The sequence below is a fragment of the Fluviicoccus keumensis genome (assembly GCF_004217445.1).
In the GTDB taxonomy this organism is placed as follows: domain Bacteria; phylum Pseudomonadota; class Gammaproteobacteria; order Pseudomonadales; family Moraxellaceae; genus Fluviicoccus; species Fluviicoccus keumensis.
In genome coordinates, this window is sequence record NZ_SHKX01000010.1 from 710,649 (window position 1) to 737,601 (window position 26,953).

General features: G+C 64.4%; 21 protein-coding genes and 1 riboswitch. Of the genes, 8 read left to right on the forward strand and 13 right to left on the reverse strand.

Annotated features, from left to right (window positions below):
* Positions 1-3 precede the first annotated feature (3 nt).
* On the reverse strand, positions 4-1,923 hold the full coding sequence (locus EV700_RS04295) for a hypothetical protein (protein ID WP_130411105.1): 1,920 nt from the start codon (positions 1,921-1,923) through the stop codon (positions 4-6).
* A 123-nt stretch (positions 1,924-2,046) separates the two neighbouring features.
* A complete protein-coding gene (gene icmF / locus EV700_RS04300) occupies positions 2,047-5,304 on the reverse strand; it encodes a fused isobutyryl-CoA mutase/GTPase IcmF (protein WP_130411106.1) in 3,258 nt (1,085 codons plus the stop codon).
* Positions 5,305-5,511: 207 nt separating this feature from the next.
* Between icmF and EV700_RS04305 the strand changes: the two genes are divergently transcribed.
* Positions 5,512-6,516 (forward strand): AraC family transcriptional regulator, encoded by a 1,005-nt coding sequence (locus EV700_RS04305; protein ID WP_130411107.1) that lies wholly within the window; start codon positions 5,512-5,514, stop codon positions 6,514-6,516.
* Here EV700_RS04305 and EV700_RS04310 read toward each other — a convergent pair.
* Complete coding sequence (locus tag EV700_RS04310; RefSeq protein ID WP_207224570.1) at positions 6,513-7,418, reverse strand: pirin family protein; 906 nt, start codon at positions 7,416-7,418, stop codon at positions 6,513-6,515. The two genes, EV700_RS04305 and EV700_RS04310, sit on opposite strands and share 4 nt — an antisense overlap.
* Positions 7,419-7,749: 331 nt before the next feature.
* Here EV700_RS04310 and gshA point away from each other — a divergent pair, with 331 nt between their 5' ends.
* A complete protein-coding gene (gene gshA / locus EV700_RS04315) occupies positions 7,750-9,315 on the forward strand; it encodes a glutamate--cysteine ligase (RefSeq protein ID WP_130411108.1) in 1,566 nt (521 codons plus the stop codon).
* Positions 9,316-9,410: 95 nt separating this feature from the next.
* Positions 9,411-9,968 (forward strand): disulfide bond formation protein B, encoded by a 558-nt coding sequence (locus EV700_RS04320; protein ID WP_423201203.1) that lies wholly within the window; start codon positions 9,411-9,413, stop codon positions 9,966-9,968.
* Positions 9,969-10,031: 63 nt separating this feature from the next.
* Here EV700_RS04320 and bamJ read toward each other — a convergent pair whose 3' ends face one another.
* On the reverse strand, positions 10,032-10,796 hold the full coding sequence (bamJ, locus tag EV700_RS04325; protein ID WP_130411109.1) for a BamJ family beta-barrel-assembly machinery protein: 765 nt from the start codon (positions 10,794-10,796) through the stop codon (positions 10,032-10,034).
* Between the two features lie 179 nt (positions 10,797-10,975).
* Here bamJ and EV700_RS04330 point away from each other — a divergent pair, with 179 nt between their 5' ends.
* Together EV700_RS04330 and EV700_RS04335 are read left to right on the forward strand one after the other, a co-directional pair.
* Complete coding sequence (locus EV700_RS04330) at positions 10,976-11,818, forward strand: hypothetical protein (protein WP_130411110.1); 843 nt, start codon at positions 10,976-10,978, stop codon at positions 11,816-11,818.
* Positions 11,819-11,952: 134 nt separating this feature from the next.
* Entirely contained in the window at positions 11,953-13,842 is a 1,890-nt protein-coding gene (locus EV700_RS04335) for an ATP-binding cassette domain-containing protein (protein ID WP_130411111.1), read from the forward strand.
* On the opposite strand, the gene EV700_RS04340 is transcribed toward EV700_RS04335, so the two are convergent.
* The 9 genes from EV700_RS04340 to EV700_RS04380 form a co-directional block, all read right to left on the reverse strand.
* A complete protein-coding gene (locus EV700_RS04340) occupies positions 13,839-14,300 on the reverse strand; it encodes a carboxypeptidase-like regulatory domain-containing protein (RefSeq protein WP_165391329.1) in 462 nt (153 codons plus the stop codon). The genes EV700_RS04335 and EV700_RS04340 overlap by 4 nt on opposite strands.
* A 48-nt stretch (positions 14,301-14,348) precedes the next feature.
* Positions 14,349-15,131 carry an N-acyl homoserine lactonase family protein gene (locus tag EV700_RS04345; protein ID WP_130411113.1) on the reverse strand — a complete coding sequence of 261 codons (783 nt, stop codon included), beginning with the start codon at positions 15,129-15,131 and terminating at the stop codon, positions 14,349-14,351.
* 125 nt (positions 15,132-15,256) lie between these two features.
* Positions 15,257-18,844 (reverse strand): urea carboxylase, encoded by a 3,588-nt coding sequence (gene uca / locus EV700_RS04350; protein WP_130411114.1) that lies wholly within the window; start codon positions 18,842-18,844, stop codon positions 15,257-15,259.
* Positions 18,845-18,914: 70 nt separating this feature from the next.
* Positions 18,915-19,574: an urea amidolyase associated protein UAAP2 gene (locus EV700_RS04355; protein ID WP_130411115.1), complete on the reverse strand. Its 660-nt coding sequence runs from the start codon at positions 19,572-19,574 to the stop codon at positions 18,915-18,917.
* A 10-nt stretch (positions 19,575-19,584) separates the two neighbouring features.
* The gene (locus EV700_RS04360) at positions 19,585-20,325 is read right to left on the reverse strand and encodes an urea amidolyase associated protein UAAP1 (protein ID WP_130411116.1); all 741 of its coding nucleotides are present in this window, start codon (positions 20,323-20,325) and stop codon (positions 19,585-19,587) included.
* On the reverse strand, positions 20,322-21,131 hold the full coding sequence (locus EV700_RS04365; RefSeq protein WP_130411117.1) for an ABC transporter ATP-binding protein: 810 nt from the start codon (positions 21,129-21,131) through the stop codon (positions 20,322-20,324). The genes EV700_RS04360 and EV700_RS04365 overlap by 4 nt, the downstream gene beginning before the upstream one ends.
* Complete coding sequence (locus EV700_RS04370; protein WP_130411118.1) at positions 21,128-21,958, reverse strand: ABC transporter permease; 831 nt, start codon at positions 21,956-21,958, stop codon at positions 21,128-21,130. The genes EV700_RS04365 and EV700_RS04370 overlap by 4 nt, the downstream gene beginning before the upstream one ends.
* 98 nt (positions 21,959-22,056) lie before the next feature.
* A riboswitch (guanidine-I (ykkC/yxkD leader) is annotated at positions 22,057-22,159 on the reverse strand.
* Between the two features lie 272 nt (positions 22,160-22,431).
* Positions 22,432-22,932, reverse strand: a complete 501-nt coding sequence (locus EV700_RS04375) for a transposase (protein ID WP_130411119.1) — start codon at positions 22,930-22,932, stop codon at positions 22,432-22,434.
* Positions 22,933-23,167: 235 nt separating this feature from the next.
* Positions 23,168-23,542 (reverse strand): hypothetical protein, encoded by a 375-nt coding sequence (locus tag EV700_RS04380; RefSeq protein WP_130411120.1) that lies wholly within the window; start codon positions 23,540-23,542, stop codon positions 23,168-23,170.
* Between the two features lie 305 nt (positions 23,543-23,847).
* On the opposite strand from EV700_RS04380, the gene EV700_RS04385 reads away from it, so the two are divergent.
* The 3 genes from EV700_RS04385 (at position 23,848) to EV700_RS04395 (ending at position 26,857) form a co-directional block, all read left to right on the forward strand.
* Positions 23,848-24,849 carry a fatty acid desaturase family protein gene (locus EV700_RS04385; protein WP_207224571.1) on the forward strand — a complete coding sequence of 334 codons (1,002 nt, stop codon included), beginning with the start codon at positions 23,848-23,850 and terminating at the stop codon, positions 24,847-24,849.
* 294 nt (positions 24,850-25,143) lie between these two features.
* Entirely contained in the window at positions 25,144-25,992 is an 849-nt protein-coding gene (locus tag EV700_RS04390) for a sugar phosphate isomerase/epimerase family protein (protein ID WP_130411121.1), read from the forward strand.
* A 4-nt stretch (positions 25,993-25,996) separates the two neighbouring features.
* The gene (locus EV700_RS04395; protein WP_130411122.1) at positions 25,997-26,857 is read left to right on the forward strand and encodes a DMT family transporter; all 861 of its coding nucleotides are present in this window, start codon (positions 25,997-25,999) and stop codon (positions 26,855-26,857) included.
* The last annotated feature ends 96 nt before the right edge of the window (positions 26,858-26,953 follow it).

Sequence of the window (26,953 nt, forward strand, 5' to 3'; positions counted from 1 at the left end):
CTCCTACCCGACATACTTGAACGGGATATAAAGCTTTCTGGCGATTTCCGGGAATTTGTCTTTGTGGGCGCAGGTGAAAGAAATCCAGTAGTCATCCCATTCATTGATAATAAAAGCGCGATCCGCTCGGCCGATGGCAGCCATAAATCCATTAAATGCCTCGAAAACCGCCTTGGTGTCCATCCAGGTTCCACGATGCTCTACGACAAAGGAGTAATCACTTCCCAAATAGCTGTATCGGACAATACTGACAATGCCATCGCAACTTGCTTGCCGGAGACGTTCGACATGATCGGCCGATGCGAGTCGTATGACACCATCCTCTACCCAGTACAAGCCGATATCCGGCATGCCCAACGCCAGATACTCCTCATCACTCATCTGCTCAAGGCCATTGATTGATAAGGATGGCCTGGCAATACGTGCAAGCTTGCCAAAGAGCTCCTGATGCTGCGGATTGAAGCCGTCATCGCGAATACACTCAATCCCGCAACGATCTCCGCCTCGGTGCAAGAGCTCATAAATCATCGATTCACCACTCTGCCAAAGATCCGCCCCAAAGTCGTGGTCCATACTATCCATAGCCCCGGCCTCGATAAGTCCATGGCCAACATCTTGCAATGTGAGGCCTTGCTGTTTCCAGTAGAAGTTCATCGCCTGCCACGGCTCCATCGCCCCAATAACCGCCTCCGATTGATCACCAAGCTCCACCATGATCTGTGCTATGACGCTGGAGCAATTCCCCTTGCGAATCCAGCCCCGGAGCGCATCCAGAAGCCGCGACTGATGCCCTGCCTGCAGCATGATCGGCAATTGTTCGCGCAGACAAATAGACGCCACTCCGCTCCAGGATTTTGAATCCAGAGCCGCCAGCAGCCCTTCCAGCGCGTCCACTCCCAACAACCCGGATAAGGCACGGATATGCTTGTCAGTCAGTGGTTTTGGCAATGTATGCTCACCTGCCAACTCGACCAACACTCGCGAGGCCTGTCGGGGCAGCACGCCGGAATACCGCGCCGTCGCCTCCACAGCAACAGCACGCATGGCCGGTGAAAGTCGAGAGTCGGAACACCAGTCTGCCAACACAGCAGCCGCGCCTTCCGGCTTGGCATCAACAACAATACCCAGCAAGACTTCCAGATAACCGATTGACGCTGCCTGCATGGTCAGTGCTTCAAGGCCGGGAAATGCCCGGGTCGCGTTAAGAACTTGCAGGACGGATCGCAGGTAAGCGGACCTGGTCTCCGGACAAGCCAATGGCATGCCCTGTTGTAAGGCCTTAGCGTAACGCAACGCATACCCAAGACAAACATCGTCAATCGCTTCCCTCAACGCGATAAACTGGCCGACTGCCGCATTCACCGCGCCATCATCAAAGCCACTGCCCAACAACGCCTCAATCACTGTAGCCCGAATTGCCTGATCGGAATGGTGCATTAGCGGCTGAAGAAATGGCCGCGCAGCTTCAACGCCAAAATCGATACAAAAGCGGAAAGCATGTCCGCCTGCCGTGGTATCAAGACAGGACAAATAGGAAGCAATGGCTTCGACAACACACTCCACCGGCAAGGGCCACTCTTGCTTGCCGGAGGGCATGCGAAACGCCCACCAGATGCGGTTGAGTTCATTGATCGCATACGCACTGTCGCGGCCATCCCTGCGGCCCAGTGCCGCCAGAAACAGACGGGTGCCTACCGGATTTCCCACACACATCAGCACGGTCGCGACATGCAAGGTGCTTCGCTCATCGGTTTGTACATCGAGAATTTTCAATAGTTCCTGATGCAATACATCAACATCGCCCTGAAAGCGCGGCATCTGGGTATGGAACCAGCTGGCCAATTCGGAGTGAACTCGCGCAAGTAAAAACGGAAGGTCGACGCCGGTATCGACGGCTTTGGCTGAATGATTCCCTGTAGTCATAGGATTTACCCGTCCTTGCATCCAGTAAGAAAAAACCGCCCGAAGGCGGTCATGTTGCAAACTGCAATCTGGCGAGTCTAGATAAGACATCCCTGACTGACAATCCGAGCGAAAGGGCGATACTCACATATTCCGCCGATACTGCCCCCCCACCGCAAACAGCGCCTCGGTAATCTGCCCCAGCGAACAGACCCGCACCGTCTCCACCAGCTCCTCGAAGATATTCCCGCCTTCAATCGCCACCTGCTGCAACCGCGCCAGCGCCCCCGGCGCCACCTCGGCATGGCGGCGCTGGAACTCCGCCAGCCGGTGCAGCTGCGACTGCTTCTCGTCATCCGTCGAGCGCGCCAGTTCCAGCGTCTGCGGCGTCGAATCGCCCTTCGGATTGCGGAAGGTATTCACACCAATGATCGGCAATTCCCCGGAATGCTTCAGGTGCTCGTAGTGCATCGACTCTTCCTGGATCTTGCCGCGCTGGTAGCCGGTCTCCATCGCGCCCAGCACGCCGCCGCGCTCGCTGATCGCCTCGAATTCCTTCAGCACCGCCTCTTCCACCAGATCGGTCAGCTCATCAAGGATGAAGCTGCCCTGGTTCGGATTCTCGTTCTTCGCCAGCCCCCACTCGCGGTTGATGATCAGCTGGATCGCCATCGCCCGGCGCACGCTTTCTTCGGTCGGGGTGGTGATCGCCTCGTCGTAAGCGTTGGTGTGCAGGCTGTTGCAGTTGTCATAGATCGCGATCAGCGCCTGCAAGGTGGTGCGGATGTCGTTGAAGTCGATTTCCTGCGCGTGCAGTGAACGGCCGGAGGTCTGGATGTGGTACTTCAGCTTCTGGCTGCGTTCGTTGGCGCCGTACTTCTCGCGCATCGCCACCGCCCAGATGCGACGGGCAACGCGACCCATCACCGTGTATTCCGGGTCCATGCCGTTGCTGAAGAAGAACGACAGGTTGGGCGCGAAATCGTCAATGCTCATGCCGCGCGCCAGATAACCTTCCACGAAGGTGAAGCCGTTGGCCAGCGTGAACGCCAGCTGCGAGATCGGGTTCGCGCCCGCTTCGGCGATGTGGTAGCCGGAGATCGACACCGAGTAGAAGTTGCGCACCTTGTTGGCGGTGAAGAACTGCTGGATGTCGCCCATCACCTTCAGGCTGAATTCGGTGGAGAAGATGCAGGTGTTCTGGCCCTGGTCTTCCTTGAGGATGTCGGCCTGCACCGTGCCGCGCATGTTTTCCAGGGTCCACTTACGGATGCGCGCGCGCTCCTCGGCGTCCGGCTGGCGGCCATGCTGGGCCACGAACTTGTCCACGTTCTGGTCGATGGCGGTGTTGACGAAGAAGGCGAGGATGGTCGGCGCCGGGCCGTTGATCGTCATCGACACCGAGGTGGCCGGATCGGTCAGGTCAAAGCCGGAATAGAGCACCTTCATGTCATCCAGCGTGGCGATGGAGACGCCGGAGTTGCCGATCTTGCCGTAGATGTCCGGGCGCTCGGCCGGGTCGTTGCCATACAGCGTCACCGAGTCGAAGGCGGTGGACAGGCGCTTGGCGGGCATGCCCTCGGACACTTTCTTGAAACGGGCGTTGGTGCGGAAGGCATCGCCTTCGCCCGCGAACATCCGGGTGGGGTCCTCGCCTTCGCGCTTGAAGGGGAACACGCCCGCCGTGAACGGAAATTCGCCGGGCAGGTTCTCGCGCAGCTGCCAGGCCAGCAGGTCGCCGTGGTCGCTGAAGCGCGGCAGCGCCACCTTGGGAATGCGGGTGCCGCAAAGGCTGATATGGGTCAGCTTCGTGCGCAGTTCCTTGTCGCGGATCTTCACCACCAGTTCGTCACCAGCGTAGGTCTTCACCAGTTCCGGCCAGCGGTCGAGCAACTGGCGGGATTCGGCGGAAAGATGGTGGTCGGCCTTTTGCAGCAAGGGCTGCAGTTCCGCCGTGGTGGGCGAGCCGTTGAGCAGGCCGATCACGGCGGACAGCTGCTGCCGTTGCCGCGCATACCCGGCCTGTGTGTCCACATAGCGGTGATAGCCGCGCACGGTGTCGGCGATCTCGGCCAGGTAGCGCACCCGCGACGGCGGCACGATGCTACTTTGCTGGCTGGAGCACCGCACCGCCACGCCGGGCAGGTTGCCGCTGCCGGCGGTGACCAGGTTCTTGCCCGCCAGCAGCGACTTCACGTGGTGGTACAGCGCGGTGACGCCGTCGTCATTGAAGCGGGCGGCGATGGTGCCGAACACCGGCATGGTGTCCGGGGATTGCATGAAGGCTTCGCGGTTGCGCTGCACCTGCTTGCTGACATCGCGCAGGGCATCCTTGGCTCCCTTGCGGTCGAATTTGTTGATGGCGACGACATCGGCAAAGTCGAGCATGTCGATCTTTTCCAGCTGCGAGGCCGCGCCGAATTCCGGGGTCATCACGTACAGCGAGGTATCGACAAAGGGCACGATCGCCGCGTCGCCCTGGCCGATGCCGGAGGTTTCGACGATGATCAGGTCGAACCCCGCCACCTTGCAGGCGGCGATCACGTCCGGCAGCGCCTTGCTGATTTCGCTGCCCGCGTCGCGCGTCGCCAGCGAGCGCATGTAGATGTGCGGGTGGTGGATGGCGTTCATGCGGATGCGGTCGCCCAGCAGCGCCCCGCCCGACTTGCGCCGCGACGGATCGATGGAAATGACGGCGATCTTCAGCGCATCATCGTAGTCGAGGCGGAAACGGCGCAGCAGTTCGTCGGTGAGGCTGGACTTGCCCGCGCCGCCGGTGCCGGTGATGCCCAGCACGGGAATGGCCTTCTGCGCCGCCTGTTCCACCAGCTGGTCGCGCCAGGGCAGCGTGCCCGCTTCCAGCGCCGTGATCAGCCGAGCCAGCGTGCGGTGGCGGGTGAAGACATCGTCGGCGAACAGGCCGGAAGCATCGGCGGGATAGGCGTGCGCCAGATCCACATCGCTGTTCTGCACGCAGAGGTTGATCATCCCTTGCAGGCCGAGGGTGGCACCGTCTTCCGGCGAAAAGATGCGGTTGACGCCGTAGTCCATCAGCTCCTTGATCTCGCTGGGGACGATGACGCCGCCGCCGCCGCCGAAGACCTGCACATGGCCGATGCCGCGTTCCTTCAGCAGGTCGATCATGTACTTGAAGAATTCGTTGTGGCCGCCCTGATAGGAACTGAGGGCGATGCCGTGCGCGTCTTCCTGCAAGGCGCAGTTGACGATCTCGTCCACCGAACGGTTGTGCCCCAGGTGCACCACCTCGCAGCCGGTCGCCTGGATCATGCGGCGCATGATGTTGATGGCGGCGTCGTGGCCGTCGAACAGGCTGGCGGCGGTCACGAAACGGACCTTGTGGTTAGGGGTGTAGACAGCGTTCTTGGCGGGGGCGTTCGTCATGGGATGCGTCTCTGGCTTGCAACGGAATTGGAGGGGCCTGCGGCTGATACAGCAAGCCTAGCCAGTTTCCCCGAAGCCGCCAGCCGTCTCAATGATGAAAAGGTTGAATTCATTGACCAAAACGGACAACCTAGCGCTTGATAAGCGCCATATTGGCCATTTAACCCGCGAAAACCGCCGTTTTGACCGGCTGAAACGGACGACACCATGCTGATCCAGCACCACACCATCGCCGCGCACTATGTCGGCGTCGCCCTGCACGGGGCCGTCCGCCAAGGACGGGACCCGGCGCCGCTGCTGGCGCAGGCCGGGCTGGACGACGGCCTGCCGGCGCGCATCCCGCCGCTGCAATATGCTGAACTGGTGAAAGCCGTCTGGCGCGCGCTGGACGACGAATTCCTCGGCCTGACCAGCCGTCCCTGTCCGGTCGGGGCCTTCGCGCTGATGGCGGAGCTGGTGATCCACACCGCCACCCTCGGCGAGGCGCTGGCGAAATGCAGCCGCTTCTACCGTGTCGCCAACGATTCGCTGGCGCTGGGCGTCACCGTCGAGAACGGACAGGCCTTCCTGTGGATGCAGCTGCAAGACCCGACGCGCGACCCCGACCATTTCCTGCTGGAATTCATGCTGGTGATGTGGAGCCGCCTGGCGGGCTGGCTGATCCGCGAACGCATCCACCTGCAGGCCGCGCAATTCATGCATGAAGCCCCGGCGCACGTACGCGAATACCCGACGCTGTTTCCCTGCGCGCTGCAATTCGGGCAGGCGCGCAACGCGTTGGTGTTCGACGCGGGCTGGCTGCACCGGCCGGTGAAACGCAGCGCAGCGGAATTGCAAGCGCTGTTGCCGACGCTGCCCGGCGCGTTCCTGGTGAAACCGGTATTCCACGGCAGCTATACGCAACGGGTGCGGGAACTGATCGCCGAGGACATGGCCGCCGGCTTTCCCGACCTGGAGGCGGTGGCGCAGCATTTCTGGATGACGGGCCGCACCTTGCGCCGCAAGCTGTTGCAGGAAGGCAGCCACTATCAGGAGATCAAGGACGGCCTGCGCCGCGAGCGGGCGGTGCAGCTGCTGGCGCGGGGCGAATTGTCACTGCAGGAAATCGCGCTGCAACTCGGCTTTGCCGAGGCCAGCGCCTTCATCCGCGCCTTCAAGCTGTGGACGGGGCTGACGCCGGGTCAGTACGCCGCCGTCCCCGCCCCGGCCTAACCCGCCGGTTTCAGGTTCGAGGGCAGCGGCGGCGCGACCAGACGCGGGCCGTCAAACCCCGCCACCTCGCCGAAATGCGTTCCGGCGTTCCACTGTGCCGTGGCCTCCGCCACTTCCTCCGCGCGCCGCGCCACGAAATTCCACCACACCAGGATCTCTTCCCCCAAAGGCGCGCCGCCGATCAGCAGCAGGCGCACCGGCCCGTCGCTGTGCATGGCCAGCGAATCGCGACCGATGGGCAGCGCCAGCAGTTCGCCGGGCTGCAACGCTTCCCCGGCCGCCGTCGCCCCGCCTTCCAGCACCATCACCCCGTATTCGAAATCCGGGCACAACGGCAGCGTGGTCGCGGCCGCGCCGGTCGCCGTCAGGTCCGCGCCCAGCAGGGGTGAATGCACGCGCACCGGCGATGTCAGGCCCAGCCATTCGCCCACCAGCAGCGTCACCTGAAAACCATCGCGGAGCAGGCCCGGCAGTTCCGGATAATGCTCGAACGCCGGTTCGCCATGACGCTGCGCTTCCGGCAACGCGATCCACAGCTGCGCCGCCTGCAGGCGCGGCGGCCGGTCGGCGGGCGACTCCTCGGAATGGGCGATGCCGCGTCCGGCCGTCATCAGGTTCACCTGCCCCGGCCGGATGCGCTGCACATAGCCCAGGCTGTCGCGGTGGATCAGCTCGCCCTCGATCATCCACGTAAAGGTCTGCAGCCCGATATGCGGATGCGGCCCGACACGCATGCCGCCGCTGTCGCGGACATCGGCCGGACCGGCGTGGTCCAGGAAGCACCACGCGCCGATCAGGCGTTTGTGGCGGCTGGGCAGCACCCGCCGCAACGGCATGCCGCCGACATCGGCGACGCGTGCCGCAATACGAACCGCCTCACCGGAATTCACGGAATCCATCATTTACCCCCCACTCCGAATAGCAAACGAATCACCCACACAGCATAGCCGCAAATCAACCACCTACCCCACATCCACCCAACTTCGCCGGTTTCACCACCGTCCGCAGCCAACTGTTTGAGCCCACACCCCGGACAGCGAAGCAATGGATGCGAGGCGGTGAAACAGAGGCACCCCGGCCCGCGAGTTTTGGCGAAGGACACGGTTTTGCTTACTTTTCCCAAGAGAAAAGTAAGGCCCGCGGCAGGCGGACACCCTCCTTGTCACCACACTGACACTGGAAATTTCCCAAAAAGCCCCTATCTTGTCTGTCTGTCTTCCGAGAACCCGCCCCATGCAATCACACCTGACGCAGCAACTGACCTGGCTGAGCCCGCAACCCCACGTCCTCCAGGGCATGTTGCGGGGCCTGGAGAAGGAAACCCTGCGCATGTCCCCCGACGGCATGATCGCGCAAACGCCGCACCCAGAAGCCCTGGGCTCGGCGCTGACCCACCCGCACATCACCACCGACTATTCGGAAGCGCTACTGGAACTGATCACCCCCGCTACCGCCAGCATCGCCGAAACCCTGGGTTTCCTCGACGACCTGCACACCTACGTCTACCGGCATCTGGGCGAGGAGCGCCTGTGGCTGAATTCCATGCCCTGCATGATCGGCCTGGACGACGAGCAGATCCCGCTGGCGCAATACGGCACGTCCAACATCGGCCGCCTGAAGACGCTGTACCGCCATGGCCTCGGCGTCCGCTACGGCCGCAAGATGCAGACCATCGCGGGCATCCACTACAACCTGTCCTTCCCCGACCGCTTCTGGGATGCCTGGCAGACCGCCCTTAGCGACGCCCGTCCCCGCCAGGACTTCATCAACGAGAAATATTTCGCGCTGGTGCGCAACTTCCAGCGCCACAGCTTCCTGCTGCTGTACCTGCTGGGCGCCAGCCCGGCGGTATGCGCCTGCTTCCTCGTCGGCCGCCAGCACAGCTTGCAAAACCTGGGCAGCCACACGCTGTACCAGCCGCACGCCACCTCGCTGCGCATGAGCCGACTGGGCTACCAGAACACCGTGCAGCGTGACCTGCATGTGTCCTACAACCGTCTCGACCACTACATCCGCGACCTCAGCCACGCCATCCACACCCCCTATCCCGCCTTCGAGCAACTGGGGGTGAAGAACGCCGACGGCGACTACGTGCAGATGAACACCAACGTGCTGCAGATCGAGAACGAGTACTACGGACTGATCCGCCCGAAGCGCACCACCCTGCGCGGCGAGAAGCCGACCCAGGCGCTGCGCTCGCGCGGCGTCGAATACGTGGAACTGCGCTGTGTCGACCTCAACCCCTTCGCCCCCACCGGCATCGACAGCCCCACCGCCCACTTCCTGGAGGTGTTCGCGCTGCACTCGCTGCTGTACAGCGAAGCGCCGTTCACGCCGGCCGAATACGCCCACCTGGGCGAGCGCCAGGAAACCATGGTTGAACGCGGTCGCGAACCGGGCCTGCAACTGCTGGTGGATGAAGATCCGGTGGCGTTTGCCGACGTGGCCGGCAGGCTGCTGGCGGAAATGGCCGACGTGGCCGCCCTGCTGGATCAGGCCCACCAGACCCGGCTCTACAGCGCCGCCATCCTGGAACAACAGCAAAAGCTGGGCCGTCCGGAGCAGACCTATGCCGCGCGCGTACTGGACGCCATGAAAGAGCACGGCGACAGCTTCTTCGCCTTCGGCAAGGCGGTGGCGGAAGAACACCGCGACCTGTTCCGCGCGCGCAACCTCAGCCCGGAACGCGAAGCCCTGTTCCGGCAACAAACCGCCGATTCGCTGCAGGCGCAGGCGGATCTGGAAGCGGCCGATACGCTTGGCTTTGACGACTTCCTGGCGGCGTATAACGCCGCTTAACCAAAAGCGACTTGAGACCCGGGCAGGGAATGCCTAAGTTGGCGGCATCCGCCCCCGCGCTATCAGGACCGGGGGTCATTCATCCGAACGCGAGCATGGCGATCCCTATGACCAATCCCTATTCCGTCAATCAGGAATCCAAACCCGAACCAGCGCGGGGCGTGAAGCTGCCTTCGCCCCGCCTCACCAATTTCGGCCTGTTCGCGCTGATGGGCGTCGGCATGGCCTTCGCCCTGTACCTGCAACATTTCCAGCATTACGAACCCTGCCCGCTCTGCATCTTCCAGCGGGTGGCGCTGATGGGCGTCGGCTTCAGCGCCCTGGCGGCCGCCCTGCACAATCCGGCGGCCATCGGGCGGCGCATCTATGCCGGGATCACCCTGTTGGCGGCGCTGGCCGGACTGGGCGTGGCCGGACGCCACTCGTGGATGCAGCACCTGCCGCCGGAAGACGTGCCCGCCTGCGGCCCCGGCCTGGACTACTGGATGCAGACTTTTCCGATGCAGGATGTGATCCGCAAGGTGCTGCACGGCTCCGGCGAATGCGCCAAGGTGGACTGGGTCTGGCTGGGGCTCAGCCTGCCGGAATGGACGCTGGTCATGTTCAGCGGCATCACCGTGGTCTGCCTGTGGCAGCTGTTCCGCAAAGCCTGAACAACCCGCCATGAAAAAGGGCAGCCTGATGGCTGCCCTTTTTGTTTGCCGGAAAGCCGACGCTTACTTGCCTTTCTTCTTGGCGGCGGGCTTCTCGGCGGCCTTGGCCGACTCGTCGCGCGTCACCTTGATCAGCTCCACTTCGAACACCAGCACGGCGTTCGGCGGGATGGCTCCGGCGCCCATTTCGCCATAGCCCTTGTCGGAGGGAATGACGAAGCGGTACTTGGCGCCTTCCTTCATCAGCTGCACGCCTTCGGTCCAGCCGGGAATGACCTGGTCCAGACGGAACGTGGCGGTCTGGTTGCGGGCGATCGAGCTGTCGAAAACGGTGCCGTCAATCAGCTTGCCTTCGTAGTGGACTTCCACGGTATCCGAGGCCTTGGGGCTGGCGCCCGTGCCTTCGCGCAGCACTTCGTACTGCAGGCCGGAAGCCGTGGCCTTCACGCCGGCCTTCTTGGCGTTCTCGGCCAGGAAAGCTTCACCCTTGGCCTTGTTCTCCTGGGCGGCGCGCTGGAAAGCGGCCTGGTCTTCTTCCATGCGGCGGTTCTTGTAGTCGGTCAGCAGCTTGCGCATGGTGTCTTCCGCCACCTGGGGCTGCTTGCCGCCATAACCGTCGCGGAAACCGGCGACGAACTTCTCGACATCCAGACCTTCGATGGCGGACTGGACATTCTTGCCCGTCATGAAGCCCATGCTGTAAAACACATTGCCGTCATCGCGGGCGGCAGCGGGTGCTGCGGTCGCGGAGGCAGCGGCGGCCGTATTATCGGCCGCCTGGACAGAACCGGCCGCCAGCAGGGCGGCAACCAGGAAAAGACGTTTCATAAACACTCCGGCGTTGTTGTTATCGCAAACCGGTCGAGCATACTTGCCCCCCGTTAAATTAGCTACCTCGCCCGTGTTCACCTTCGGTTACAGACGGATTGTCCGACCAGATTCTCGCTTTTGACATCCGATTGGTTTACTTTTAAGGCGTATCCCTAAACCTCTTGTGGAGATTCATCATGGCTGGCAAGAAGAAAGCCGAAAAGTCGACCAACGACAAGCTGGTCGAGAAGACCACCGCGCAAGTTCAGAAGCTGGCCGACAAGGCCCAAAAGGAAACCGACAAGCTGCTGGAATCCTACCGCAAGCTGGTGAAGAAGGCCGAAACCCGCTATCAGGAAATCCTGAGCCAGGTTTCCGACAAGATGAAAACCGGCGACACCAAGGCGCTGAAGCTGCTGAAGGACGCCCAGGCCCATGCCGAAGCCGCCCTCGAAGCCGCCAAGAAGGACTATGAAAAGGCCAAGGCCATGTTCCAGCAAAGCGAGCTGAAGTCCTTCCTGCAAGGCACGCTCGCCAAGGGCAAGGAAGCGGCCAACGCCATCGCCGACGTGATGAAGAAGGACGTCAGCGATGTCGCCAACGACGTGAAGAACGAAGCGGTGAAGATGGCCTCCGAAGTGAAGAAGGAAGCCACCAAGATTTCCGCCGACGTCAAGAAGGAAGCCACCAAGCTCTCCGCTGACGTGAAGAAGGAAGCCTCCAAGGTCGCCGCCGATGTCAAGAAAGGCGCCTCCAAGGTTGCCGCCGAAGTGAAGAAGGAAGCCTCGCAGGTCGCCGAAGAAGTCACCAAGGTGGCGGAAGAAGTGACCAAGGCCGCCGGTGACGCCGTCGCCAAGGTGGAAGAAGCCGTGAAGAAGGCTCCGGCCCGCCGCGCCCCCGCCGCCAAGCCGGCCGCAGCCCCGGCCGCGCCGAAGCCGCGCGCCCCGCGCAAGCCCGCCGCGCCGAAGGCCGCTCCCGCCGCCGAAGCCTCGGCCGCTCCGGCTCCGGAAGCTCCGGCCGCCGACAAGGCTCCCGAATAACGCCTGCGCGTTTCGGACCTGACCGGAAAGGGGCGCACGTTGTGCGCCCCTTTCTCTTTGGGCGCGGCTGCATCGCCCGCCGCGTTTCTCCGCTACAATAGCGCCCCTCGTTTTCCTGCCCCGGTTCCGCCTTCATGATCAATTACCAGGATCTTTCCCTGCGCCGTAACGGCCGCGTCCTGTTCGCCAACGCCAGCGGCTCCATCCATCCGGGCTGGAAGATCGGCCTGACCGGGGAAAACGGCGCGGGCAAGTCCACCTTCTTCGCGGCGCTGCAGGGCACCATCGGCGTCGACTCGGGCAAGCTGGAACGCCCCGGCGTCTGGACGGTGGCGCACATGGCGCAGGAAGTGACGGCGCTGGACCGCAAGGCCATCGACTTCGTGCTGGACGGCGACCGCGAATGGCGCGAGATCAACGACGCCCTCGACACCGAGCAGGACGACCACAAGCTGGCCGATCTCTACGGCCGCTATGACGCCATCAACGGCTACACCGCCCCCACCCGCGCCGCCAAGTTGCTGGCCGGACTGGGCTTCAGCGAGCAACAGCAGCAGAACAACGTGCGCAGCTTCTCCGGCGGCTGGCGCATGCGCCTGAACCTGGCGCAGGCGCTGATGTGCCGCTCCGACCTGCTGCTGCTGGACGAACCGACCAACCACCTCGACCTCGACGCCATCCTCTGGCTGGAAGACTGGCTGAACCGCTACACCGGCACGCTGGTGCTGATCTCGCACGACCGCGATTTCCTCGACGCCACGGTGGACCACATCCTGCACATCGAACAGCAGAAGATGACGCTGTACACCGGCAACTACTCCACCTTCGAGCGCACCCGCGCCGAGCGCCTGGCGCAGCAGCAGCAGGCCTTCGAGAAGCAGCAGCTGGAAAAGGCGCACCTGCAGAAATACATCGACCGCTTCCGCGCCCAGGCCACCAAGGCCCGCCAGGCGCAAAGCCGCATCAAGCAGCTGGAGCGCATGATCGACATCGCCCCGGCGCACGTCGATTCCGCCTTCAGCTTCAGCTTCCGCGAGCCGCACAAGCTGTGCAATCCGCTGGTGCGGCTGGATGAAGTGGTCGCCGGTTATGGCGACAAGAAGATCCTGACCAAGGTGCGGCTGAACCTGAGCCCGGAATCACGCATCGGCCTGCTGGGCCCGAACGGCGCGGGCAAGTCAACGCTGATCAAGACGCTGGTCGGCGAGCTGCCGATGATTTCCGGCGAGCGCGTGGTGGGCGAGCATGCCCGCATCGGCTATTTCGCCCAGCATCAGGTAGACCATCTGGACATGCAGGCCAGCCCGCTGCTGACGCTGACCCGCATCGCCCCGCGCGTGCAGGAACTGGAACTGCGCGCCTTCCTCGGCAGCTTCGGCTTCCAGGGCGACCGTGTCACCACCACGGTCGAGAATTTCTCCGGCGGCGAGAAGGCGCGGCTGGCGCTGGCGCTGATCGTCTGGCAGCGCCCCAACCTGCTGGTGCTGGATGAGCCCACCAACCACCTCGATCTGGAAATGCGCCACGCGCTGAGCATGGCGCTGCAGGACTTCCAGGGCGCGCTGGTGGTGGTGTCCCACGACCGGCTGCTGCTGAGCGCCTGCTGCGACGAATTCCTGCTGGTGGCCGACGGCAAGGTAATGGACTTTGAAGGCTCGCTGGCGGACTACGCCACCTGGCTGAAGAAGTGGCGCGCCGAGCAGGAAGTGCTGGCGAAGCAGCAGGCCACGGCGGCGGTTGCCGCACCGGTCGTGGAAAGCAAGCCTGCGGCGGCAGCGTCTTCCGGCAAAAAGCCTAACCCGGTGACGCTGAAGGCGAAGGTGGAAAAGCTGGAGGCGCGGCTGCATGCGCTGAACGCGAAGCAGGCCGAACTGATCGGCCTGCTGAACGGCAGCGAGATCTACGAGCCGAAGCAGGCTTCAAAACTGAAACAGGCGCTGGCGGAAAAGAGCAAGGTGGACGAGGAAACGCATCAGGTGGAGGCGGAGTACCTGACGTCGCTGGAGCAGCTGGAAAGCCTTTAAGGCTTGCGGACCCTGGACGGATCGATGTAAAGATCCTCCAGCGATACCGGCTTGTCCCCGCCGGTTTCCGGCGGCCCGGCGTTCACCGGCGGGACATCCGGCAGCTTCAGGGGCAGCAGTTCCAGATTGATGCGCAACACCCGCCCTTCCCGGACCCGGATATCCCGGCGCAGGAAGGGACGGTAATCGGGGCTTTCCGCCAGCAGGCAATACTCCCCTTCCGGGATATCACCCAGCCGGTAGCGTCCCTGCCCGTCCGTCACGGCCTGCGCCACCGGCTGTTCCGCCGGGGTCTGCAGCGTCACCCGGGCCCCGGCCAGCTGCGGCAAACGCCCGGCCTCGTTCCAGGACGACTTCAGCAACAGCGCGTCGGCGACTTCCCCGCGGATCTCCCCGCCCGCCAGCGCGGGCGCGGCGGCCAGGGCCAGGCAGGCCGTCAACGTCAACTTTAGTTTCATCGCAATCTCTCCCGTCAATCCGGGCATCTTATCCGACTCCCGACCCTCCTACGAGATCCGCCCGCGATCCGCCAGCCTCGCCCGATAAAACCCGATATCGTGGTTCGGCCAAAGCTCCGCCCCGGCGTCCCGCGCCAATCCCTTCAGCTTACGGATCGACGCCAGCGCCATGTCTTCCCGTTCCTGCCAGCACAGGCCGGGGGCCACTTCCGCCTCCAGGTTTTCCCGCAAATCCGCCGCATCACCGCAGAGGATTACCGGGCCGCTGTCCGGCAGTTCCACCACCAGCGACATGTGCCCGGCGGTATGTCCCGGCGTCGCCACCGCGCGCACGCCGGGAACGAGGTCGTACTCGCCGGTCTGCAGCCGCCAGGCATAGTGTTCAGGAAATTCATCAGCAAAGTACGCGCCGTCCGCCTGCGCCCGCGCGGCGGCCAGTTCGTCGGCATGGACATGCAGCTCGCAGCCCTCCACCTCGCACAGGCCGCCCGCGTGATCGAAATGCAGGTGGCCGAGGAAGACCACGTCGATGTCACGCGGCGTCAGGCCCAGCCGGGCAAGATGCGCGCCGAGGCGCTGGTCCTCACGCATGTCGGGCGGGCCGAAGGGGAATTCTTCGGGGTTGTAGTAGCGGTCACGCAGCACGGGATCGGCCAGCTTGCGGTAATCGCAGCCGACGTCGTAGAGGATGCGGCCGTTGCGCGTTTCCACCAGCCAGGCCAGCACCGGGGCCTCGATGATCTCGCCCTGCCCCCGGTGACGGGTGGAGAGGGACTTGTCGTAGCGGTGGGTGGCAGTGAGTAAGGGTCGAATTCCCAGAATTTGCGACATGGAACCTCCTCACCTCTGTAGGTCGGGCTGTAGGTCGGGCTTCAGCCCGACAATCGCCCTTCGATCGGAGAGTGTTGTCGGGCTGAAGCCCGACCTACAGGTTTTTGGGATGTTTAAGGGGAGGATCAGGTCGCCAAGGCCACGATATCCTGCCCCGCCTGCGCCTGCCCGCCTTCCTTGCAGCCGATCCAGTGCACCGTGCCCGCCACGGGCGCGACCACCGGGAATTCCATCTTCATCGACTCCAGCACCACCAGCGTCTCCCCGGCTTTCACCACATCGCCTTCCTTGACCATCACCTTCCACACCGATCCGGCCACCGGCGAGGCCACCAGCCGCGCGCCTTCCGGCAGGTCCAGCTCGCTGTCCGGCCCGGCCTCGGCAATCACCGCGTCGCTGAGGTATTCCGCCTGCCCGGCCGCCTTCCAGCGCTCGCGCTCGGCGTCGAACGAGGCCTGCTGCGTGCTCTTGAAGGCCTCGATCTCAGCGGCATGTTCGGCCAGATAAGCGCGGTAATCCTTCAGGCGGAAGGTCTGTTCCTCGACCTTCAGCTTGAAGCGCCCGGCGGGGAAATCATGGCGCAGTTGCAGCAGTTCTGCCTCGCTGACCGGGTAGAAACGGATCTGGTCGAAGAAGCGCAGAAGCCAGGGCGTGCCGGCCTTGAAGTCTTCCGTCACCCGATAGCGGTTCCACATCTGCACGGTGCGGCCGACGAACTGGTAGCCACCCGGCCCTTCCATGCCGTAGACGCACATGTAGGCGCCGCCGATGCCGACGGCGTTTTCCGGGGTCCAGGTGCGCGCCGGGTTGTACTTGGTGGTGACCAGCCGGTGGCGCGGATCGACCGGCGTCGCCACCGGCGCGCCGAGGTAGACGTCGCCCAGCCCCAGCACCAGGTAGCTGGCGTCGAAGACGATCTTCTTCACCGCCTCGATGCTGTCCAGGCCGTTGATGCGGCGGATGAATTCGATGTTGCTGGGGCACCACGGCGCGTCCGGGCGCACGGCGGTCATGTAGCGCTCGATGGCGAGGCGGGTGGCGGCGTCATCCCAGGACAGCGGCAGGTGGACGATGCGCGTCGGCACTTCCATGTCGTCCACCGCGCCCAGCTCGTCCTCGGCCTGCGCCAGCAGCGCCAGCAGGCGGTCGCGCGGCAGTCGCGCCGGGTCGAAGTGGAACTGCAGCGAGCGGATGCCCGGCGTCAGGTCGAGCAGGCCGGGCAGCCCCCGCGCCTTGAACCAGGTCATCAGCGCGTGCACGCGGAAGCGCAGTTCCAGGTCCAGCACCAGCGGGCCGTATTCCACCAGCAGGTAGCGGTCGCCCGCCTGCCGGTAGACCGCGCCGACATGGTCGGCGGAGGCTTCGCGCTGCGCCACCACCGGCTGGCCGCGCGTGGCCTCGGCGGGCAACACCAGCGCGGGACTGGCCTTGAGGGTGGAAACCGCCGTTTCCCGGGCCGCCGCCATCTCCGTGGCCTGTTCCAGCGTCACCGGATAGAAACGGATACGGTCGCCCGGCCGCAGCTGGCCCATCTTCCACAGTTCGGCGTCGATTATCGTCACCGGGCAGACGAAACCGCCCAGGCTGGGGCCGTCGGGGCCGAGGATGACCGGCATGTCGCCGGTGAAATCGACCGCGCCGATGGCATAGGCGTTGTCGTGGATGTTGGAGGGATGCAGCCCGGCCTCGCCGCCGTCCTTGCGCGCCCACTGCGGTTTCGGACCGATCAGGCGCACGCCGGTGCGGCTGGAGTTGTAGTGCACTTCCCAGTCGGTGGCGAAGAAGGTGTCGATGTCCTCGGGGGTGAAGAAATCGGGCGCGCCGTGCGGTCCGTACATCACACCGATGGTCCATTCCTTGCCATAGGCAGGAATCAGGCCGGTGTCGAGCGTATGCGGTTTACAACCCGCGCCGTCGAAGACGCGCAGCACGTCGCCGGTGCGCAGGGTGCGCCCGGCATGGCCGCCGAACTGGCCGAGGGTGAAGGTGGCGCGGCTGCCGAGGTATTCCGGCACGTCCAGCCCGCCCGCCACCGCCAGGTAGGCGCGGCCGCCGCCGCCCTTGATCGCCCCCAGCGCCAGCACGCTGCCCGCCGTCACCGGGTGCGCCTGCCACAGCGCCACGGGTTTTCCGTCCAGCGTCGGCTGCATGTCGGCGCCGGTGACGGCGAATATCGTGTCATGGCGGAAGCGCAGCACCGGGCCGCTGAGCGTGCATTCCAGCGCCGCCGCGCCCTCGGCATTGCCCACCAGCCGGTTGGCCAGGCGCAGCGCGAAGCTGTCCATCGGCCCGGACGGCGGCACGCCGACATCCCAGTAGCCCAGACGGCCCGGCCAGTCCTGCACCGTGCTCTGCACACCCGGCTCCAGCACCTCCAGCGCGGCGGAGCGGTAGAGCAGCGTGTTCAGGTAACGGGTGGTCTGGCGGCCGTCGGCGAAGACCGCGTCGGCGATGATCTGGCGCAGGTAATCCAGGTTGGTCTCGATACCGGCGATGGCGGTGTCGGCCAGCACGGCGGCCATCTTCGCCACGGCGGCGTCGCGGTCGTCGGCGGTGACGATCAGCTTCGCCACCATCGGGTCGTAGAACGGCGAGACGCTGTTGCCCGCCCGCACCCAGGTTTCCACCCGCGCCTGTTCCGAAAACTGCACCTGCGTCAGCAGGCCGGTGCAGGGCTGGAAGTCGCGCGCCGGGTCTTCGGCGTAGAGACGCACCTGGATCGACGCGCCCTTCGCCACCGGCGGCACCAGCGCCAGCTCGCCCGCCGCGCAGCGGATCATCCATTCGACCAGATCGACGCCGGTCACTTCCTCGGTGACGCCGTGTTCCACCTGCAGGCGGGTGTTCACCTCCAGGAAATAGAATTCGCCGCTGGCGGCGTCGAGCACGAATTCCACCGTGCCCGCCGAGCGGTAGGCCACCGCCTTGCCCAACCGTACCGAGGCCTCGAACAGCCGCGCGCGCTGCGCGTCGCTGAGGTGCGGGGCCGGGGTTTCCTCGATCACCTTCTGGTTGCGGCGCTGCACCGAGCAGTCGCGTTCGCCGAGGGCGATGACGTTGCCCTGGCCGTCGCCGAAGATCTGCACCTCGATGTGCCGCGCCTGTTCCACATACTTTTCCAGGAAGATGCCCGCTTCCTTGAAGTTGGCGCGCGCCAGCCGCTCCACCGAGGCATAGGCTTCGGTCAGTTCGCTTTCGCTCCAGATCAGCCGCATGCCGATGCCCCCGCCGCCCGCCGTGCTCTTCAGCATCACCGGGAAACCGATGCGGCGCGCTTCCGCCAGCGCCACGCCCGCGTCGGCCAGCAGGCCGGAACCGGGCAGCAACGGCACCTCATGGGCCAGCGCCAGCGCGCGCGCCTCGTGCTTGAAGCCGAAGGCGCGCATCTGCGCCGGGGTGGGGCCGATGAAGGCGATACCCGCCGCTTCGCAGGCCTCGGCGAAATCGGGGTTCTCGGACAGGAAGCCGTAGCCGGGGTGGATCGCCTGCGCGCCGGTAGCCTTTGCCACGGCCAGGATCTTGTCCACCTGCAGATAGCTGCCCGCCGCCGGACCCTCGCCGATGCAGTGCGCCTCGTCGGCCAGTTCCACGTGCAGCGACTCGGCGTCAGCCTCGGAATACACCGCCACCGAGGCAATACCCATGGCGCGCAGGGTGCGGATGATGCGGCAGGCAATGGCGCCGCGGTTGGCAATCAGGACTTTGCTGAACATCGTTTCCTCATCGGCAGGCCGTCCCGCCAAGGGTTGCTGCGTCGCCGGGTCGTCCCGGTCGAGGTTCTTTTCAGGCTGCCGCCCACACCACCATTTCCACCGGCGTCGGGTTGTAGGCGTTGCACGGGTTGTTGAGCTGCGGGCAGTTCGACACCAGCACCAGCACATCGCGGGCGGCGGTCATTTCCACGTACTTGCCCGGCTCGGAAATGCCGTCGGCAAAGGTCAGGCCGCCCTCCGGCGTCACCGGCACGTTCATGAAGAAATTGACGTTGTGGCCGAGGTCGCGCTTCGTCAGCCCCAGCTCCTCATGTTCCGCCAGCGCCAGCAGGAAGCTGTCGCGGCAGCTGTGCATGTAGCGCTTCTCCAGCGCGTAGCGCACCTGGTTGCTCTCGGCGGCGCAGGCCCCGCCCAGCGTGTCGTGGCGGCCGCAGGTGTCGGCGGTGATCTCCACCAACACGTTGCCGCTCTGCGCCAGCAGCTTCGAACCGCAGGTCAGGTAGACATTGCCTTGCATGCGCAGCGTGTCGACGGCGCTGTAGCGGTCATGCGGGTCGGCGGCGTCGAAGAACAGCGTGTCCACCGCCTGGTTGCCTTCCAGATCAACAATGCGCAGCGTCTCCCCGGCCTTCAGGGTGTAAATCCAGTAATCGCCGGCGCGCACCACCTCGCGGTGACGGGCGGTGGCGGGATCACGGTCACTTTCGCGGATGCAGAAACCTTTAGTCATCACCGTCTCCTCAATGGCCATGCTGGCAGAAACAGCGGGCGGTCAGCGCCAGCCCGCGCGCGTTTTCGGGACGGGACAGGCGGCAGACATCGTCCTCGCCCGCCAGCCCGCAGTCCCAGACCTGCGCCCGCACATCCACCGGCGCGTACACCGGGTTGGGGTCCAGCGGATGCGGAATCACCGCCAGCACCACCAGCACATTGGCGTCGGCGCGCAGGTCGACGGTGCTGCCCGCCGGGGCGTGGGTGTGGTCGAAGCTCATGTTGCCGTCGGCGTCGATGCTGATCTTGCTGAAGACATTGAGATTGGCCACCAGATCGCGGCGGCCGAGGCCGTGCTTGCCCAGCTCCACCAGCAGCAGGTCGCGGCCGTTGCGCCGCCAGTCGTTGCGCAGGCTCTGGTAATCGCCCTCGCCGTGCTTCGCCGTCACCGACTCGCGGGTACTGACACCACCGACAGTGTCGATCCAGCCGGTGCTGTCGCCGATCACCGACACCAGCGCGTGGCCCATGTCGGAGTAGCAGATATGGCCGGTGCTCAGGCGGAAAGTATGTTGGCACTTGAGGGTGTCGGGCATGTTGTAGCGGTCGAGGCGGTCGTCAGCGTTGAACAGCAGCACGGCCACGTTGGCGGCGTCGCCCAGCGAGGTCAGGCGCAGCGCATTGCCGCGCTTCAGCACCAGCGACCAACTCATGCCGCCGCGCAGGGTCTCGTCCAGCACAACGAGGTTTTCGGCAAAACGGACACTCATGGGGTTTCCTCCAGCACATCGGTGCCGCGCGACAGCGGCATCCGCGTCCGCACTTCGGCGGACAGTTCGTTGTAGGTCTGACGGTCGCGGCGGCGCACCGGCAGGTCGTAGGTGATGGTGGCGCCGTAGGCGTCCGGGGCCTGCGGATCGACGCGCACGCGGTCGAAGACCAGCAACCGCGTGCCCAGCGCGAAACCTTCCTTGAGGTCGTGGGTGACCATGAACACGGTGAATTTGTGCTTCTCCCACAGGCCGCGCATCAGCTCGTGCATGTCGGCGCGGATGCCGGGGTCGAGCGCGCCGAAGGGTTCGTCCAGCAGCAGGATCTCCGGCTCGCGGATCAGCGACTGCGCCAGCGCCAGCCGCTGCTGCATTCCCCCGGAAATCTCGTGCGGATAACGGTCGCGCGCCTGCGCCAGCCCCACCGCCTCCAGCATCGCCATAGCCCGCTCGTCCGCTTCCTTCTTCGCGCCGCCAAACAGCCGCGCCAGCAAGGGCGACTGACGGAACTCCAGCGCCACCCGCACGTTCTGCAGACAGGTCAGGTGCGGGAACACCGAATAGCGCTGGAAGACCACGCCGCGATCGGCATCCGGCTCGCTCGGCCATGCCTTGCCGTTCAGCAACAACTGGCCGCGCGTCGGCTGTTCTTCCGCCAGCAGCAAGCGGAAGAAGGTGGACTTGCCGCAGCCCGACGCGCCGACAATGCTGACGAACTCGCCCTTCGCCACGTCCAGCGTCAGGTTCTCCAGCACCGGCTTGTGGCCGTAGTGCTTCCACAGGTGTTTCATCGAAATGAAGCTCATGCGCCCTCCTTGGCCATGCGGCCGCCCAGCCACGGGAACGCGGCGCGATTGGTGTAATACAGGGCGCGGTCCATGACGAAGGCCAGCAGGGTGATCCAGAACACGTAGGGCAGGATGATGTCCATCGACAGGAAACGGCGGACCAGGAAGATGCGGTAGCCCAGGCCCTGCTCCGCCGCCACCGCCTCCGCCGAGATCAGGAACAGCCAGGCGGAACCGAGGGAGAGACGCACACTGTCGATCAGGCGCGGCAGCACTTGCGGCAGCACCACCCGCAGCGCGATCTGCCAGCTGGACGCGCCCAGCGACTGCGCCTTGATCATCATCTCGGCGGGAATCTCGCGGATGCGGCCTTGCAGGTCGCGGATCAGGAAAGGCGCGATGCCGATGACGATCAGCATCACCTTCGATAGTTCATCCAGCCCGAAGATGACGAAAAGGATGGGCAGGATCGCCATCGGCGGCACCAGCGACACGGCGGTGACCAGCGGCGAGGCGACGGCGCGCACATAAGGCAGCATGCCGTTGAGCATGCCGAACAGCAGCCCCGCCAGCGTGCAGACGCCCATGGCGATGCCGATGCGCTGCAGGCTGGCGGCGGTATCGGCCCAGAGGATGACCTGACCGGTGCGCGGGTCTTCGTCCACGGCGATCATCTTCACCCCCTCCACCAGTTGCATCGCGGAGGGCAGCAGGCGGTCGTCGGGGTTTTCCAGCAGGCGAGCATTGGACTCGCCCAGATAAACCAGACCGATGACCAGGAAGGGAATGAGGCCGAGCAGCAGCGCCGTCAGCCAGGACGGACGCCGGTTGATGAGACGCTTCATGGGCGCCTCCCGGCCCGTAACGGGCAAGGCAATTCAGGATGGGTCATGGACGGACCTCCGGGTCAACACGGCAAAAAGGCGACAGGAGACGCTACGTGATCTCCCGGGCTTTTATCCCTCCGTGTCACCCCCGCGCGGGAGGTCGGCAACTCTCGGACCAGCCATCCGCCTGTGCGGACCGGAACCCTAGTTACCCGTTCAGGGCGGAAAAGCGCCCCTGTCGTATGGGAAAGGCAATGCAGGGAGCGTGCCATGGGGGGAAACGGGGCAAATTCGGGGAATGGGTGCGCGGTTGTGGGGCGAAAATCTCCTGCCATGCACCAAAACCATCCCCGTAGGGGCGCACTGCGTGCGCCCTTCTTCCTTCGCCCAGACATAACGGTGGTTTTGATTATGGCGGGGCGGTTGTGTTGATCTTGACGAGACGGCGTGTTCGGTTGAGAGGGCGCACGCAGTGCGCCCCTACGTCGGGATTATTGATGAGGGGCGTTGAGGCGATCGTGGGGCCAACGGGCGGGATTGTCGCGGATATAGGAGGTAATTTGTCGGTATTCATCCTCGTTGCGGATGATCCGGTCGTGATAGTTGCGTTGCCAGAGGCTGCCCAGGTCAATGATGCCGGTTCGCCGTTTGATTTCGCCGGAAACCGTAGCCTTGAAACCCTTGATGATGGCGGCGATGGACGAGGCATTCAGGCCGCCGGGGGCATCGTGCAGATGGATGATGCCGTGAAGGTGATTCGGCATGACGACATGCTCGCCCAACGTGACTCCCGGGCGCATCGCTGCCGTTGTCCGCCACAGTTCATCGACAATGGCACCCCACGGATTCAGGATCATGCCGCCGTTATTGACCTGGCCGAACAACAGTTCGCGGTGGCGGGTGACCAGCGTGACAAAGTAAGCACCGGGATGGCGGTAGTCGTGCCCGGGCAGGCGGATGCTGCGCCGGCGATGGGTGGCGGGATTGTACATGGACTTCTTCCTTGAAGACTGACGCTTGATTTTACAACGCTTTCGCCCCAAACACGCCCCGTAGGGGCGCACTGCGTGCGCCCTCGCGAACGAACACCTCGCGGGTTCAGGGCATGCGGATTGGGGGCGGATTGATTCGATAAGGAGGCGGCCAAACACCAACCGGCCAGCCTCGTAAAACCGGCATGTCCGGGCGAAGAAGGGCGCACGCAGTGCGCCCCTACGCGGGGATGGTTCACGCGCGGCTTACGAAAGGTTCAAGCCGTATCTGGGGTTCGACCCACAACCGCATGCCGTAAGGAATCACGGAATAGCCGTCATACCTGCCGGTAAACGTATTGGCTGCCGCGAATTCGAGAAATTTTCCACGCTTGTCGGCAACCATCCTGATGCCCGGACAGTCCACCAAGGAATACCGCAGAACCGGTTCCGGCAAGGGTGCGACCCGCATCAGGATTTCAACATCACGATCATGGGGCCAAACCGTCAGCTGGATCGTCAGCGCGGCCTGCTGCACCTCATAGCGATAGAAAATTTCGTATTCGTCGACCTCGGGAGCCACCCCGAGCACGTCAATCATATCCACAGGCTGACACACCAATTCCGGCATGCGTATTCCCCTCCATCACGGCCAAAACATCCGTAGGGGCGCACTGCGTGCGCCCTCTCCCCCCAAACATTCTTCCCTCTTTACCACCATCCCCGCCAAACACCAACCGGCCAGCCCCATAAAACCGGCATGTCCGGGCAAAGAAGGGCGCACGCAGTGCGCCCCTACGTGTCGTTCCCATCACCGACATGTTGACCAACACCGCCAGCTGGAACACAATTTGCTTCTCATTCCCTGATCTCCACCCCGCCCGGGACGACCCGGACGCGGCGATTCACCGCGGGACGGCCCGCACCGGATGCATCATGGGAATTTTCCGCTACTCCGACGGCGTTCTGCCAAATACCCTCGCCTTTACCTATGCCATCGGCGGCTACCTGCTCGGCTTCTGGCTGATCGCGAAACCCGACCTCTGGCTAAACCTGCCCGGCGTGCTGCTGCTGGGACACAGCATGGTCATCGCCGCCTACCTGCTGCACGAGTGCGCGCACAACACCGTCTTCCGCGACAACGCCGTCAACGCCCGCGTCGGTTCGCTGATGAACTGGCTGACCGGCAGCAGCTACAACAGTTATGAAATATTGCGCCGCAAGCATTTCCGCCACCATGTCGACCGCGCCGACGTGGTCGCCTTCGACTTCCGCCCGCAGCTGGCCCGTTATCCGCGCTTCGTGAAACTGATCGAGGCGCTGGAATGGGCCTACATTCCCGCCGCCGACCTGTTCATGCACGCGATGAGCCTGGTGGTGCCCTTCGTGCTGCCCAGCCGCCGCCCGGAGCGGGCGCGGGTGCTGTGGGTGCTGGCGGTGCGCGCCTCGGTGTTCGCGCTGATTGCCTGGCACGCGCCGCGCGTGCTGCTGTTCTACCCGCTGGCGTGGATGCTGATGCTGCACGTGCTGCGCTTCATGGACGCCTATCAGCACACCTTCACCCTCTTCGACACGCTGGAACAGGGCTCCGCCGCCAACCCGACCAAGTACGACGCCGCCTATGAATTCCGCAACACCTTCACCAACATCCAGTCGGTGAAATACCCGTGGCTGAACCTGGTGACGCTGAACTTCGGCTATCACAACGCCCACCACGAAAAGCCCGCCGAGCCCTGGCACCGCCTGCCCGCGCTGCACGCGCAGCTCTACGGCGACCACTGTTCGCAGATTCTGCCCTTCTTCAACCTGTTGAGCGCCTATCACCGTTACCGCACGCAACGACTGCTCAACGCCGACCCGGATGACCTGGATGTGCTGAGCGATCAGGGCAAGACCTTCATCGGGGTGGACGGCGTGTCGTTTTTGACCGGGCATTGAAAGACAGATAGCCGCAGGTCATGGCCAGCCTCTTTCCCTCCTGTGCAAGGCTATGTCGCGGTTAAAAGTTGAAAGTGCTTTTCCCTCTCCCAAGGTCTGGGAGAGGGTGGCGCGAAGCGCCGGGAGAGGGTTCGATGGTGGCTGCTTGGGGAAGCATGTGTCTTGCCGAGGCCAATCCCCCCTCTCCCTAGCCCTCTCCCCCAATGGGAGAGGGAACCGACATGTTCAACTACTAACGGCGACATAGCCCTGTGCAACAGGCGGGTTTAAACCAGTTTGAAGAGGAACCGATTCATGGAACTGCGCGGCTACCGCACCTACTGGGGCTCCACCGGCATGCCCTGGGCCGAATTCGCCGCCGAGGCGAAAGCCGACGGCTATGATGGGCTGGAAGTGCCGATTCCCGCGGACTACGCTGGGCAACAGGCACTGCGCGCCGCGCTGGACGACCACGGCTTCGACCTGATCGCCGAGATCTGCACGGCGGGCAGCTACGTGCCCGACCGCCGCGCCACCCCGGTGCAGCATCTGGAGTCGCTGGCGCGGCAGCTGGAGATCATTGACCGGTTTGGTGCCACCCAGATCAACTGCCTGGCCGGGTGCGATGCCTGGCCGCTGGCGCAATCCGTCGACTTCTTCGGCGAGGCGCTCACCCTCGCCCACTTCACCGGCATCCCCATCAGTTTTGAAACCCACCGCTCGCGCACGCTGTTCAACCCCTGGGTGGCGCGCGATCTGGTGCAGGCGCTGCCGGACCTGTACCTGACCTGCGATTTCAGCCACTGGTGCGTGGTGTGCGAGCGGCTGATCGACACCGAATTCGATGTGCTGGAAATCCTGGCCCCGCGCGCCCGGCACATTCACGGCCGCGTCGGCTATGACCAGGGGCCGCAGGTGCCCCACCCCGCCGCCCCGGAATTCGCCGGGGCGCTGGCCGCGCGCCAGCGCTGGTGGGAATTGTGCTGGCAGGCGATGCGGGACGCGGGGTTGACGCAGTGCACGCTGACGCCGGAGTTCGGTCCGGACGGCTACCTGCACCGCCTGCCCTTCACCGACCAGCCGGTGGCCGACCTGCGCCAGATCAACCGCTGGATGCTGGACACCGAACGCGCCCATTTCGTACGCTGGCGCGCGGGGGTCTGAGGTCATGACCCATTCTGTCCGCCGGGCCTCGGCGGTGTTGTTTTGCTCGTCCCTGTTATGGGGGCTGAGCTGGTGGCCGATGAAGCGGCTGGCCGAGCACGGTCTGGACGGGCTGGCGATGGTGGCGGTGGCCTATGGCAGCGTCGGCCTGGCGGCGCTGGTGCTGTTGTGGGTGATCCGGGCGCAGTGGCGGCAACAGGCGGGCGGGCTGGCGCTGATCGTGCTGGTGGGCGGGCTGGCGAACTTTTCCTTCGGCTTGTCGCTGTCGGCCGGTGAGGTGATCCGGGTGATGGCGCTGTTTTACCTGTTGCCGGTGTGGGGGGTGCTGGGCGGCTGGCTGTTGCTGGGGGAACGGCTGACGGCGGCGCGGCTGGCGTCGGTGGCGCTGGCCTTGTCGGGGGCGTGGTTGTTGCTGGGCGGGTCGAAGCTGCTGGAGGCGCCGCCGAGCTGGGTGGATCTGGTGGCGATTTTGTCGGGCTTTGCCTTTGCGATGAACAATCTGGCGTTCCGGGCGTTTGACACGTTGCCGGTGGCGGGGAAGATCGGGGCGATGTTTGTGGGCTGCGGGGGGTTTGCGGTGATCGGTTTGCTGTTGGGGGTGCAGGCGTTTCCGGTGGTGAGCGGGGGGACGCTGGCGGGGGCGGTGCTGTTCGGTTTCGGGGGCTTGTTGCTGGCGACGAGCCTGACGCAGTGGGCGGTGACACAGCTGGAGGCGGGTCGGGCGTCGATCATCATGGTGATGGAGTTGGTGGGGGCGGTGCTGAGTGCGGCGGTGTTGGCGGGGGATCGGTTGCAGGGGTGGGAGTGGGTGGGGGCGGGGTTGATTTTGATGGGGGCGGTGGTGGAGGGGCGATGCGCTGATTGACGGGGAGTAATCATGATGCTAGTTTCTAAAAAACAACGATGGTGACTGAGGTCATCCAGCAAAGCTACTGGCCTTTAAAAGCGATGATTCTTAATG